This window comes from Alcaligenes sp. NLF5-7 (assembly GCF_024266725.1).
Lineage (GTDB): Bacteria > Pseudomonadota > Gammaproteobacteria > Burkholderiales > Burkholderiaceae_B > Alcaligenes > Alcaligenes phenolicus.
In genome coordinates, this window is record NZ_CP100755.1 from 2,640,854 (window position 1) to 2,654,495 (window position 13,642).

The following is a 13,642-nucleotide window of genomic DNA, read 5'->3' on the forward strand; positions in this document are numbered from 1 at the left end:
CGATATTCCGCATTTTTTATAGGGTACAGGTATGACTTACACAAGCATGACGCAGACAAGCGAACTGGCACATTCCACCCTGGCCCAATTGGGTGTGACGGCTGCGCTGGATGTTCAAGGGGGAATGTCGGTGCGCTCGCCTATCGACGGGGGCATTCTGGCCCATCTGCGGCCTCACAGCAGCGAGGAGCTTAGCAAGGCGATTGCTCGTGCCCATGATGCCTGGCAGGTGTGGCGTACCGTGCCTGCGCCGGCACGAGGTGAGCTGGTTCGACTGCTGGGCCAGGAGCTGCGGGCCCAGAAGCAGGCTTTGGGCCAGTTGATTTCCCTGGAGGCTGGAAAGATTACGAGTGAGGGCTTGGGTGAAGTCCAGGAAATGATTGATATCTGCGACTTTGCGGTGGGTTTGTCCCGACAGCTCTACGGTTTGACAATTGCCTCTGAGCGGCCTGGTCATCGCATGCTGGAAACCTGGCATCCATTGGGAGTGGTCGGGGTGATCACCGCTTTTAATTTTCCCATGGCGGTGTGGGCCTGGAATACTGCGCTGGCCTTGGTGTGTGGCGATGCCGTGATTTGGAAGCCCTCCGAAAAAACACCCTTGTCCGCCCTGGCGTGCCAGGCTGTCTTTGAGCGGGCAATGGCGCGGTATGAGGCCGGGCCGGCGCACCTGAGCCAAGTGCTGATTGGTGGGCGCGAAGCCGGAGAGCTACTGGTTGATGATCCCCGGGTGGCGCTGGTGTCGGCCACCGGCAGCACACGGATGGGTCGGGAAGTGGGGCCTCGTGTGGCGCGTCGTTTCGGGCGCGTTTTGCTGGAACTGGGGGGCAATAATGCCGTTATTGTCACGCCTAATGCGGATCTGGATCTGGCGGTCCGGGGGATTGTCTTTGCGGCGGTCGGGACGGCGGGGCAGCGCTGTACAAGTACACGACGCTTGATTGTGCATCGTAGTGTCAGTGAGCAACTGGTAGAACGGCTCAAGCAGGTGTATGGCAAGCTCAGGATTGGCAATCCGTTGCAGGAAGGAACGCTGCTGGGACCTTTAGTCGATCGGGCCTCTTTTGAGGCGATGCAGACCGCACTGGATGCGGCGCGTGCTCAAGGGGGGCGGGTTAGCGGTGGAGAGCGGGTGCTGGAGGATGAGTTCGCATCGGCCTATTACGTCAGACCAGCCATCGTGGAAATGGACAGCCAGACCGATACGGTACGGCAGGAAACCTTCGCACCTATTTTGTATGTGCTGCGCTATGAGAACCTGTCCGAGGCACTGGCGCTGCAAAACGATGTTCCGCAAGGCCTGTCGTCCGCCATTTTCAGTAATGACTTGCGTGAAACTGAGGAGTTTCTGTCGGCCAGCGGTTCGGACTGCGGTATCGCCAACGTCAATATTGGTACTTCCGGGGCGGAGATCGGTGGCGCCTTTGGTGGGGACAAGGAAACCGGCGGGGGGCGCGAGTCCGGTTCCGATGCCTGGCGTGCCTATATGCGCCGGGCGACCAATACCATCAACTACTCCCGAGAATTGCCATTGGCTCAGGGGGTGAAGTTTGACCTTTGACGCTGCCTGAGCGTTCGGACGGAGGGTCCTAGCCGATGATCGGCCGGGCCTGGCTGTTGGGTGACGTGCGCCTATAGCAAGCGAAGCATATCGTCGGGGCGCCCCGGGCGGGTCAGAACTGCCCCGCCATTGAATAAAAAGCGAGGAGACAATAATGACCATGCCTGAACAGGCAGGCCAGGGTGCGCTCGCGCACGGCCTGAACTCAAGACAGATGTCCATGATCTCTATCGCGGGGATCATTGGTGCCGGACTGTTCATTGGATCAGCCAATGCCATCGCGAAGACCGGGCCGGCAGCGGTACTGTCCTATATCTTGACGGGAGCATTGGTGCTGCTGGTCATGCGGATGTTGGGCGAGATGGCTGTCGCCAATCCTGATAGTGGCTCATTTTCCACCTATGCCGCGCGGGCGATCGGGCCCTGGGCGGGATTTTCCATTGGCTGGCTGTATTGGTGGTTCTGGGGCTTGATCATTCCCGTTGAAGCCATTGCCGGGGCCTATATCTTGCATCAATGGATGCCGGGTATCCCTTCGTGGCAGTTTTCCATTGTCATCATGGTCGCCTTGTCGATGACCAATCTGTTTAGTGTCAAGAATTTTGGCGAGTTTGAGTTCTGGTTTGCCTTGATCAAGGTGCTGGCCATTATTGTGTTCATTGTGGCCTGTCTCTGCGCCCTGACCGGCTTCTGGCCCTGGGTTGACGGGGGGAAGGTGCCGATGATTCCCGTGTTCAGCAACTTCGCGCCGCAAGGCATGGGCGCCGTGCTGGCGGGTATCCTGATTACGATGTTTTCATTTTTTGGGGCGGAGATCGTGACGATTGCCGCCGCCGAAACTGATAACCCGCAGGAAAAGATACGTAAGGCGACCAATCTGGTGGTCTACCGTATTTCCCTGTTTTATGTGTTGTCGATTTCCTTGATTGTGCTGATCGTCGGTTACGACGATCCCAGGCTGATGCAGGTAGGGTCATTTCAGCGCACGCTGGAAGTTCTTCGCTTGCCTGGGGCTAAGCTAGTTGTGGATGTAGTGGTACTGATTGCGGTGACTTCCTGCATGAACTCCGGCTTGTATACGGCCTCTCGAATGATTTATTCCCTGTCCGTCCGTGGTGATGCTCCTGCTTGTATTGCCAGGGTATCGTCCAAAGGTGTGCCTTATAACGCCGTACTTGTATCGACCTTGGCCGGTTTTGCAGGCTGCCTGGTGAACTATCTCTTGCCTGGACAGGTGTTTTCGTTCTTGCTATCCACAACGGGTGCGATTGCCCTGATCGTTTATTTGGTGATTGCTGTGTCCCAGCTACTGTCGCGTCGCCAGGCAGAAAACTCAGGCATAGATTTGCCATTCAAGATGTGGTTTTTCCCCTGGCTGACTTATCTGTCCATCGTGCTGATCTTGGCGGTGCTGGTGTATATGGCGATGGTGGAGGCGTACCGCTATCAGTTAGCCATGACTTTGGGTGTGAGCGCGTGTATTGTGCTGGCGGCATTAATGAGGCTCAGGCGCAGTTCAGCACGGGGCCGGTCTGTCAGGCAGCAAGAGGCGTCGTGATCTTATACGGTGCCTGCGGCAAGACGTGGGTCTGCCGCAGGCTGTTCTTTATACGCGCTTCTGGACCAGACCAGCAGCCACGGTCTGGTTCGTGCTGGGGTCAATCAGGATGAAAGAGCCCGTGCTGGAATGATCCTGATAATCGTCCAGCACCAGTGGGTCACGGCTGACCAGGCTGACACGGCCAATATCATTCAGGGATAAGCTGCCAGTGGCTTGCTGCTCTTGCAGGCTATGTACATCGCGCAAGGCATGAACGGCTTGCACTTTGGCTTGGGTAAGGCGCGTGCCTTGCTTTAACCAGTAAGAGCGGGTGGTATTCAAGGCCTGCTCGTCCAGCCAGCACAGCTGCGCATCAAAGTGTTTGCTGGTGCTTACCTCTTCATGGGCCAGTGTCAGCAAATCGCCCCGTGAAATGTCCAGTTCACGATCCAGCGCCACAGTCACGGCGTCCCCGTCGCTGACAGAAGTTTGTTCCGTACCCGCGCGAAACAGCTGTGTGATCACCGCCGTTTTTCCGCTAGGCCACACCTGAACGCTATCGCCCACCTGGATACGGCCGCCACTGAGCTGACCGGCGTAGCCACGGAAGCCATCAGCACGGCTGCCGCCATGACGCGCCACCCATTGCACAAACAAACGGGCAGGGCGCTGAATGTTCTCGCGCAGATCCAGCGATTCCAGCAAAGGCAGCAGTGGCAAACCTTGATACCAAGGCGTGTGTGGCGAAGCCCGGGTGATGTTCTCGCCCTTCAGGGCCGAGAGCGGAATGATGTGAAAGTGCTCAATCCCCAGCTGGGTAGCCAGTTGGCGATAGGCTTCATGGATACGGTCGAACACGGCTTGGTCCCAATCGACCAGGTCCATCTTGTTCACCGCCACCACGATATGGCGCAGGCCCAGCAATTTGGCAACCGTGCTGTGGCGCTTGGTCTGGGTCAGCAGTTCACCGTCCTTGGCGCGGTGCGCATCGATCAGAATAATGGCGGCCTGGGCGGTGGAGGCCCCCGTAATCATGTTGCGGGTGTACTGCTCGTGACCGGGGGTATCGGCCACGATGAATTTGCGTTTGGGGGTCGCGAAGTAGCGATAGGCCACGTCAATCGTGATGCCTTGTTCGCGCTCGGCTTCCAGGCCGTCGGTCAGCAGGGCCAGATCGGGTTCGGCGTCCTCGCCACGCTTGTATTTGGAGCGCTGGATGGCCGCAATCTGGTCGGCAAACACGCCCTGGCTGTCTACCAGCAAGCGGCCAATCAAGGTGGATTTTCCGTCGTCCACGGAGCCAGCGGTAATCAGACGCAGCACGCCTTGATCGGCAGCCTGCAGCCAGGCGTCATTGACTGTGTTCATTAGAAATATCCTTGTTTCTTGCGGTGTTCCATGGAGGCTTCGGACGTCTGGTCATCCATGCGGGTGGCGCCACGCTCGGTAATGGTGGCCAAGGCGGTTTCAGCAATAATGTCTTGCACGGACGCGGCGGTAGAGAGCACCGGGCAGGTGCAGGAAATATCGCCTACGGTGCGGAAACGCACATCGCGCCATTCAGAGGTTTCCCCATCCAGCAAGGGAGTCAATGGCGTGATGGGTACGATCAGCCCCTGACGCTCCACCACTTCGCGCGAGTGGGTGTAGTAGATGGATGGCAGATCAATGGCCTCACGCTGGATGTATTGCCACACGTCCAGCTCGGTCCAGTTGGAAATCGGGAATACGCGCAGGTTCTCGCCCTTGTGAATACGGGTATTGAACAAGTGCCACAGCTCGGGGCGTTGCGCTTTGGGGTCCCATTGGCCGAATTCGTCGCGAAAAGACACGATGCGCTCTTTGGCGCGGGCTTTTTCCTCGTCACGGCGGGCGCCACCGAAACAGGCATCAAAGCCAAATTCGGCAATCGCTTCCAGCAAGGTGACGGCTTGAGCCCCGTTGCGGCTGGCGGTTTCACTGCGCAGCACCACGGTGCCGCGCGCGATGGAATCCTCCACGCTGCGCACAATCAGTTCGGCGTTCAGCTCGGCGGCGCGGCGATCCCGAAATTCGATCACTTCCGGGTAGTTGTGGCCGGTGTCCACATGCATCAAGGGAAACGGCAGCGGGCCGGGCGCAAAGGCTTTCTGGGCCAATTGCAGCAGCACGGCGGAGTCCTTGCCGCCGGAGAACAGCAGCACGGGTTTTTCAGCTTCAGCCGCGATTTCACGCAGAATAAAAATGGCCTCGGCTTCCAGCCAGTCCAGATGAGTACGGGTAGAGAGTGGTTCGCCCATGGGGTTCCTTCAGGTGTTGACACTGCTATTCAGATTGCTGGCATGCAGGCCGCATTCCAGGCTGTCGCGCTGTTCCCACCACCAGCGCCCGGCGCGCACGTCTTCACCGGGGCGAATGGCGCGCGTACAGGGCTCGCAACCTATGGAGGGGTAGCCTTGGTCGTGCAGCGGGTTGTAGGGGACGCTCAAGCCACGGATCACGGCCCAGACATCGTCCTGAGTCCATTCGATCAAGGGATTGAATTTCTGCAGTCCAAAGACGCTGTCATATTCCTTGCTGGACAGTTCGGTGCGACTGGCTGTTTGTTCGCGGCGCTGACCGGTAATCCAGGCTGATCGGCCTTGCAAGGCACGACGCAGTGGCTCCACCTTACGGATCGCGCAGCATTCTTTGCGCAGCTCCACGCTTTCGTAAAAAGCATGTGTGCCATGCGCGCTGACGTGTTCCTGCACCCGGTCCGGATTCGGGTGAAAAAACAGGATGGGGCGTTCGTAGTGCTGCTGGATGTCGCGGCCCAATTGCAAGGTCTCTTCGTGCAGACGACCGGTATCCAGGGTGACAGTTTGCAACTCGGGGGTGTAGATGGACATGGCGTGAAACAGCACCATGTCTTCCGCAGCCAGAGAACTGGCCAGAACGGCATCCGTGTGTTCGCACGCGATGTATTGCAGATCGTCGCGCAGCTGTTTCCACAGCATCAGTGGCCGGGCGCTCAGGGCGAGCGCGGCAGGGGCTTGGGCGGGCATGATCAGATGTCCTTGCGGCAATACCAGTACCGGCCCTGCTCAAAACGGAGTCACGTGGGCCGCGCTATCGCCTTTACATGGTTCATGAAGTGATGAGCCAGTGTGCTTGCGCGAGCCCTCGCTGGGAACGAAGTATTAGTTAGGTGAATATGCCCTTGCTGTATTTAGCCGCCTTGTCATTGTATTTTCAGGCGCGTCGGCTGGCGGCAATAATGGCGATGATGACGATGCAGGACAGCCAGGTCAGCAGGTCCACTTGCTCGCTTAACCATACCGCTGAAATCAGCACGGTCAGGAAGGGTTGGGCCAGTTGTACCTGACCAATACGAGCCACACCTCCCATGGCCATGGCCTTGTACCAGGGGAAGAAACCCAGCAAGGAAGAGAACAGGGCCAGGTAGAGCAAGGCCATGACAGATTGGGAAGAGGGCATTTCTGTCATGGGAAAAGTCAGCCACAAGGTGGCAGGAATGGTCAGCGGCAAGCTGGCTGCCAGGCACCAGCAGATGGTGCGCCAGCCACCCAGGGTACGGGCAACACGCCCCCCTTCGGCATAGCCTACGCCAGACATGAATACCGCCAGAGCCAACCAGATATCGCCGGTTTGCAGGGCGCCTTCACCGATATAGAAAGCGTAGAGCAGCACCAGTACGGCACCCAGCAGGCTCAGCATCCAGAAGCGGCGGCTCAAGGGTTCACCGCTGCGGGCGGAGGCAACAATGGCGGTGGCCAAAGGAATCAGCCCGCTCAATACGGCCCCGTGCGAGGAAGGCACGGTCTGCATGGCAATCGAGGAAAACACGGGCCAGCCTACGATTACACCCGTACAGGACAGGGCAATCCCGCGCCATTCCGACGCAGTGGGGCGACGGCTGCGGGTTGCCAGCAAGATGATGGCCGCAAACACCCCCGCGATACTGGCTCGTGCCATTCCGACCAGCCAAGGGTCAAAGCTTTGTACCGCCAGCCGTGTCATGGGCAAGGTGAAGGCAAAGACGGTAACCCCGATAAAAGCGTAGAGATAGATCAGCAATGCTGGGGCGGTACTGGGCATGGGAAGACTGGTGCTGCGGCTCATGAAAATCACCACGGATGAGAAATAGGTTTATCACAGCTTTGAGCTTAAAATAAATAAACAATACAGTTGCGATACAGTTCATCAATCAGTCGGTCAAGCTGTACTGGTCAAACTTCCGCTACAGTCGGTTTTCTCGCTTGGAGCTCAGCATCATGGAATGGTTGGATTGGCAGCCCGTGCGCGGTTCGGACGTGACACTTAGCGATCAACTGGTCGCCTGGGTGCAGCAGGCCCTGCATTTGAGGTATCGGGGCGGCAGTCGCTTACCCTCTGTGCGCCGGTTGGCGCAGTCTGCCGGGGTCAGTACGCATACTGTTGTGGCCGCGTACGACAAGTTGATGGCCTTGGGCTTGGTGGAGTCCCGGCCCGGTTCCGGTTTCTTTGTGCGTGTGCGCAGCCCTCGACGCCTGCGTTCCGAATCCCTGCATGTAGAAAAGAATGAGCCGCGCAAAATAGATGTGAACTGGATGTTGAACAGTTTCATGGGGCATAGCGACAGCGCGGGCATTCCCAGTCAGTGGCTGGATAACGAGATGATTCTGGCGGCCTTGCGGCAGGTCAGCCGTAGCGCCGGCTCCAACTTGCTGGGCTATGGGCATTCGCATGGCTACAGGCCCTTGCGTCAGCACATTGCGGGACAACTGGAAGATAGCGGCATACAGGCAGATCCTGATACGCAGCTTTTATTGTGCAGTGGTGTTACGCAGGCGCTGGATTTGCTTCTGCGCCATTGGCTACGGCCTGGTGATGCGGTTGTTGTGGAAGATCCGGCCTGGTATCTCTTGTTTGCTCGCCTGGCGGTGGTGGATGTGCGAGTGCTGAGTGTGCCACGCCGCGCAGATGGCCCGGACCTGGCGGTACTGGAGCAGCTGGCGCGCGAGCATCGTCCACGTCTGGTTATTTTGAATACCGTGGTGCATAACCCCACCGGCTTTAGCTTGAGTCCGGCGGTGGCGCACAGCATTCTGACTTTGGCCCAGGCCTGGGACTTTCACATTATTGAAGACGACACCTATAGCGAGCTGCACGCCAATCCTGCCTGCCGTCTAGCGCAATTGGATCAACTGAACCGGGTGACGTTGGTGGGGGGCTATTCCAAAGTCATGGCAGCTGGTTTGCGGGTGGCGTATATGGCAGCAGCTCCTGAACTGCTGCAGTCTTTGGTGAATCTGAAAATGCTGGCAGGGCTGACGTCACCGGAGCTGGGTGAGCGGGTCATTCACCGGGTGCTGGTAGATGGACCCTATCGCAAACACCTGGAGCGGTTGCGCCGTCACGCCAACGCCGACAGGCATAAAACCCTGGAGCAATTGGCGCATGTAGGCCTGGCGCCGGACGCACCACCCCAGGCGGGCATGTTTGTCTGGGTGGATACGGGTGTGGATACGGAAAGTCTGGTGCGTGCTTTGGGGCGACCAGGGCATTTATTGGTGCCGGGGGCCTTGTTTTCCCCGCAACAGCAACCATCTACATATATGCGTATTAATGTTTCTTTAGGCGACGATGCGCAGTTTTGGCAGGATTTTGCCCGTTGTTTGTTCAACGCCAAGCAGTCCTCCAGCCCCGTGCCCAGCGAAGTAGCCTTATAGCTTGAACGCTGATAGTTGCACTGTCATCCAGCTCTGTTAGCATAAGTCTGTGCGACGCATAGAAAGAAGTTTTTATGCGACGCTCGATAGCTAATAGCAATGAACGTTATTGCATTAATCAATTTTACTAATCGGCAGTGGCTTCCTATAATGGCTTTACTGTCAATGATTAATCACTCACCGGAGCAAATATGTCTTTGATCAACACCGTCATCAAACCTTTTAAAGCACAAGCTTTTCACAACGGCAAATTTATCGAAGTCAGCAACGAAACCGTTGCCGGTAAGTGGGCTGTTTTCGTTTTCTACCCAGCCGACTTCACGTTTGTTTGCCCAACCGAACTGGAAGACCTGGCTGACCACTACGCCGAATTCCAGAAAATGGGCGTAGAAATTTACTCGGTGTCCACCGACACTCACTTTGCTCACAAAGCATGGCACGACACTTCGGAAGCCATCAGCAAAGTTAACTACCCAATGATCGGTGACCCAACTCATCAGCTGTCGCGCAACTTTGACGTGCTGATCGAAGAGGAAGGTATCGCTCTGCGCGGTACGTTCGTGGTGAACCCAGAAGGCGAAATCAAGGTCCTGGAAATCCACGACAACGGTATCGGCCGTGTGGCTTCCGAACTGCTGCGCAAAGTTAAAGCTGCTCAGTACATCGCCGCTCACCCCGGTGAAGTTTGCCCAGCTAAATGGGAAGAAGGCGCCAAGACGCTGACTCCTTCCCTGGATCTGGTTGGCAAGATCTAAGACCTTTTAAACACGGGTCTTTAGCGGTGGTCGGCGCGCTGCGCCGCCACCCCGGTGCCTGACCGGTTCAGGCACCTCAAGTTGTTTCGTTCAGTACAGGATAAAGGGCGTTTCACATGTTAGATGCAAACATCAAAACTCAATTGAAGGCATACCTCGAGAAGATCACGCAACCGATCGAGATCGTTGCGACGCTGGATACTGGCGCCAAGTCCGTCGAGCTGCGCGAACTGTTGCAAGAAATTGATGGTCTGTCCGACAAGACCAGCTATCGCGAAGATGCGGATGCGCAAGAGCGCAAGCCTTCCTTCCAAATTAATCGTCCCGGTACCGACATTAGCGTGAGCTTTGCGGGTATCCCGATGGGACACGAATTTACCTCTTTGATCCTGGCCCTGCTGCAAGTGGGTGGCCATGAGATCAAGCTGGATGCCGCTGTGATTGAGCAGATCCGTAATCTGCCCGGCGACTTTGTTTTTGAAACGTATTTCTCGCTGTCGTGCCAGAACTGTCCTGACGTGGTGCAGGCCTTGAACGCCATGTCCGTGATCAACCCACGTATCAAGCACGTGGCGATTGACGGTGCCCTGTTCCAGGACGAGGTTCAGCAGCGCAACATCATGTCGGTTCCGGCCGTGTTCTTGAATGGCGAAATGTTCCATCAAGGCCGTGCCAGTGCTGAAGAGTTGCTGGCCAAACTGGATACGGGCGATAACTCGGCTCGTGCCGAAGCCTTGAATGCCAAGGACGAGTTTGATGTGCTGATTGTGGGTGGTGGTCCTGCAGGTGCTGCCGCTGCTGTGTACGCCGCTCGCAAGGGTATTCGTACGGGTGTATTGGCCGAGCGTTTTGGTGGTCAGGTTCTGGACACCATGTCGATCGAGAACTACATCTCGGTAGTTGAGACCAATGGTCCTGCGTTTGCAACGGCGCTGGAGCAGCACGTCAAAGCCTACGATGTGGACATCATGAATCTGCATCGTGCCCAAGGCATTCGCCGTGAAGGCAAGCAGGTCATTGTGGATGTGGATGGCGGTGCTCAGCTCAAGGCCAAGTCCGTGATTCTGGCTACTGGTGCCCGCTGGCGCGAACTGAATGTGCCTGGTGAGCAGGATTACCGTAACCGTGGTGTGGCGTACTGCCCGCACTGTGATGGTCCTTTGTTCAAGGGCAAGGATGTGGCGGTGGTTGGCGGTGGTAACTCCGGCGTTGAGGCGGCAATTGACCTGGCTGGTTTGGTCAAGCACGTTACCTTGATCGAGTTCGGTGATGCCTTGCGTGCTGACCAGGTCTTGCAGACCAAGCTGCGCAGCTTGCCTAATGTGACGATCATCATGCAGGCTCAGACGACTGAAGTTCTGGGTGATGGCACCAAGGTGGTGGGTCTGAATTACCTGGACCGTGCTACTCAGGAAGCCAAGAGCCTGAAGCTGGATGGTGTGTTCGTTCAGATTGGTCTGGTGCCCAACACGGAATGGTTGAAGGGCAGCGATGTGGGGCTGTCGCGTCATGGCGAGATCGAGGTTGATGCTCGCGGTGCGACTTCGCTGGCTGGTGTGTTTGCAGCGGGTGATGTGACGACCGTGCCTTTCAAGCAGATCGTGATTGCTGCTGGTGAAGGTGCCAAGGCTGCGTTGAGCGCTTTTGATTACCTGATCCGTAGTTCGGCTGAAGTTGAAGAGCCGGCAGCAGAGAAGGTGACTGCTTAATTATTTCTGATTGTTGGACCTGGCTGTTCAAGAGGGCCACCCTGTTTTGGGGTGGTTCTTTTTTTTGTCTGTGGGTGGGGCAATAAGTAGTTGTTGTGTATCAGGAGTGCTTCAGCATAGATCCCGTTCTTTGAGAAAAGTCGTCTCAGGAAAGACGCCGCTCAAGCCGTCTGCCCCTGCCTCGGGGCTTGACTACTTGCCGGTGCTACGCACCGGTACCCTTGTCTGTTCTGGAATCCGGGCGCCCTGTGAACTCCCGGGGTACTTGGTCCCCCGGACCAAGTACAAGCGTCCCGCTCGAACAACACAGGGCTTGCATCCCGGATTCCAGAACAGCCCGCGGCAAGCAGTCTGAATCGCCCCGAGGCAGGGGCAGACGGCTTGAGCGGCTCGATGCATGAGATGGCGCGATTTTTCAGTCGTTTCATGTACGAGAAATTGGCAGGGATGTGGAACAAAAGAGGTGTTTGATTTCCTACGTTCCATGTGGAGACAACTGGCGGTTTGTGATGTGTCCTGAGCAGATGGTCATGATCCTGCCAACTAGCTGTTGATGGACGCTAAATTGGCGGGGTTTTTTGTTTTCTGTTGGTCTACCTTCCTTCCTGTCTGCTTGTCTATTTGGCTGTCTGTCCATTTATTTCTTCGTGTTTACTTGTTAGTCGATCTGCTTGTCTGGCAACTAAGCTCCTACCCGCCCACATATTTTTTGATGCAGTGGCCAATCATGATCATCTTGCTCTAATTTGAATGTGCTGATGCTGATTTGTGATTCAGCTCTACATGTAAATACTTCCTCACTGCATACACCGTCTCAGGCTTAGAAGTTGGCTTGATGCTTGCTGACGCTATAAACCACTGCTGCGGCCTGCGGGGGCGCGGGGCGATTCAGACTACTTGCCGCGGGCAGAAAGACAGGACGGGATGCAAGCATTCTGCTGTTTGAGCGCGACGCTTATAGCTCGTCCGGGGGACGAGCTATCGCGCGAGTTCAGAATGCGCCCGTCCTGTCTTTCTGACAAGGGTACCGACGCGCAGCGTCGGCAAGTGGTCAAGCCCGGCGCCCCCGCAGGCCGCAGTAGTGGTGCTTTACAGAGATTGCCTATTCATTAATCCAGGCTCTTCCAAACCGAAACGACGTCACATAAGAAAGACATGCTCCTGCATGTACATGGCAATTCAATGCGATTGGGCCGGCCTTGGCCTAGTGTCGAGTGCACGATGAGTATTCAAGGGCTAATAAATAGTTCTGCTATAAATCCCCTTCAAGCTCCGGCCAGTTCCCGCCCAACACATCCGCACAGACCTGCAGCCATGCTCTGGCCGCCTGCGACAGATACCGCCCATTCCACAGTAGCGCCACTTCCCAGTTCAAGGCCGGTTCCACCACTTCTTTGGCAACCCAATCCCCCGGTTCCAGCCGAGAAAGAAACGGCTGGGGCAACAAAGCGACTCCCATTCCCGCCTGTGCCATGGAAGCCACCCAATCCCATTGATTGCTTTGCGCCGCAATATTCGCCCGCAAGCCCGCATGGGCGAACGCACGCCGCAACATACGGGTCAGGGCATAGTCTTCGCCCAGGAATATCAAAGGATGTTTCTCCAACTCCCGTAGCTTGATTTTCTTTTGCGCACCGGACAGCGTATCTTTATGGCCAATCGCCCAAACCGCATGCTTGGCCACGGGGGTAGCCGATACATTCAGCTCCGGCCCCAAAGGCAGAATACTCAGCCCCATTTCAACCGTGCCCGCCGCAACCATACGCTCAATCCCCATGCCGGTTTCTTCATGCAGAATCAGCTCGATCTGCGGATGCCGGTTCTTGAAAGTCTTGAGCACTTCCGTAAACAGCACATTAATCATGGGCGGAATACCCAGATCCAGGCGGCCGCGTTGCAATGCCTGAACTTCGTGAACCTCTCGCAGCAAGCCCTGCATGCTCTGCAGAACTTCCTGTCCCCGCTCCAGCACCACCTTGCCACAATCAGTCAGCTGTAATTGACGGTGATCGCGAATCAGCAGGGGCTCACCCAGCTCATCTTCCAGCTGCTTCACCATCTTGCTGATGGTCGATTGCGTCACGTTCAGGCTCTGCGCAGCTTGCGTAAAGCTTTGATGTTTAACGGTTTCAATGAAGTATCGCAAGGATCGGATGTCCATGATTGGCAGGCCTTTTGTTTATGACTTTTACGACTTCTTAGGAGTTATTTTATTCATTATGGCGATGCTATGCTGGCTTTGTTCAAAAAACATAAACGCCTGTTGTCAGGGCGATTTCGGCTTTTTATCTCCGGCTTGTACAGCCCCTATTTTTAAAGCGTGATGTCGTTCTGTTGCGTGAAGATTTCGCCTGGCGCTTTCGGCCCTGGCTCCTTCCGAAAGC

10 protein-coding genes are annotated in these 13,642 nt (G+C 56.4%); 5 read left to right on the forward strand and 5 right to left on the reverse strand.

The features are described from left to right. Nucleotides 1-31 precede the first annotated feature (31 nt). Together MID00_RS12115 and MID00_RS12120 are read left to right on the forward strand one after the other, a co-directional pair. Nucleotides 32-1,561, forward strand: a complete 1,530-nt coding sequence (locus tag MID00_RS12115; protein WP_152978308.1) for an aldehyde dehydrogenase family protein — start codon at nucleotides 32-34, stop codon at nucleotides 1,559-1,561. A gap of 154 nt (nucleotides 1,562-1,715) precedes the next feature. Next, nucleotides 1,716-3,119, forward strand: coding sequence for an amino acid permease (locus MID00_RS12120; protein ID WP_254498886.1), 1,404 nt, complete (start codon nucleotides 1,716-1,718; stop codon nucleotides 3,117-3,119). Between the two features lie 48 nt (nucleotides 3,120-3,167). On the opposite strand, the gene MID00_RS12125 is transcribed toward MID00_RS12120, so the two are convergent. From MID00_RS12125 to MID00_RS12140, 4 genes are all read right to left on the reverse strand, one after another. Then, nucleotides 3,168-4,469 carry a sulfate adenylyltransferase subunit 1 gene (locus tag MID00_RS12125; RefSeq protein WP_009454831.1) on the reverse strand — a complete coding sequence of 434 codons (1,302 nt, stop codon included), beginning with the start codon at nucleotides 4,467-4,469 and terminating at the stop codon, nucleotides 3,168-3,170. Then, nucleotides 4,469-5,380, reverse strand: a complete 912-nt coding sequence (cysD, locus tag MID00_RS12130; protein ID WP_254498887.1) for a sulfate adenylyltransferase subunit CysD — start codon at nucleotides 5,378-5,380, stop codon at nucleotides 4,469-4,471. Before cysD ends, MID00_RS12125 begins: the two co-directional genes overlap by 1 nt. A gap of 9 nt (nucleotides 5,381-5,389) precedes the next feature. Next, nucleotides 5,390-6,127 carry a phosphoadenylyl-sulfate reductase gene (locus tag MID00_RS12135; RefSeq protein WP_254498888.1) on the reverse strand — a complete coding sequence of 246 codons (738 nt, stop codon included), beginning with the start codon at nucleotides 6,125-6,127 and terminating at the stop codon, nucleotides 5,390-5,392. Nucleotides 6,128-6,314: 187 nt separating this feature from the next. Continuing rightward, entirely contained in the window at nucleotides 6,315-7,205 is an 891-nt protein-coding gene (locus tag MID00_RS12140; RefSeq protein WP_026485485.1) for a DMT family transporter, read from the reverse strand. A gap of 152 nt (nucleotides 7,206-7,357) precedes the next feature. Here MID00_RS12140 and MID00_RS12145 point away from each other — a divergent pair, with 152 nt between their 5' ends. From MID00_RS12145 to ahpF, 3 genes are all read left to right on the forward strand, one after another. Next, nucleotides 7,358-8,794, forward strand: coding sequence for a PLP-dependent aminotransferase family protein (locus MID00_RS12145; RefSeq protein ID WP_254498889.1), 1,437 nt, complete (start codon nucleotides 7,358-7,360; stop codon nucleotides 8,792-8,794). Nucleotides 8,795-8,985: 191 nt separating this feature from the next. After that, nucleotides 8,986-9,549 carry an alkyl hydroperoxide reductase subunit C gene (gene ahpC / locus MID00_RS12150; RefSeq protein WP_009454841.1) on the forward strand — a complete coding sequence of 188 codons (564 nt, stop codon included), beginning with the start codon at nucleotides 8,986-8,988 and terminating at the stop codon, nucleotides 9,547-9,549. Nucleotides 9,550-9,665: 116 nt separating this feature from the next. Then, nucleotides 9,666-11,258: an alkyl hydroperoxide reductase subunit F gene (gene ahpF / locus MID00_RS12155; RefSeq protein ID WP_254498890.1), complete on the forward strand. Its 1,593-nt coding sequence runs from the start codon at nucleotides 9,666-9,668 to the stop codon at nucleotides 11,256-11,258. Nucleotides 11,259-12,510: 1,252 nt separating this feature from the next. On the opposite strand, the gene MID00_RS12160 is transcribed toward ahpF, so the two are convergent. Beyond that, on the reverse strand, nucleotides 12,511-13,419 hold the full coding sequence (locus tag MID00_RS12160) for a LysR family transcriptional regulator (RefSeq protein ID WP_251197118.1): 909 nt from the start codon (nucleotides 13,417-13,419) through the stop codon (nucleotides 12,511-12,513). Nucleotides 13,420-13,642 lie beyond the last annotated feature (223 nt).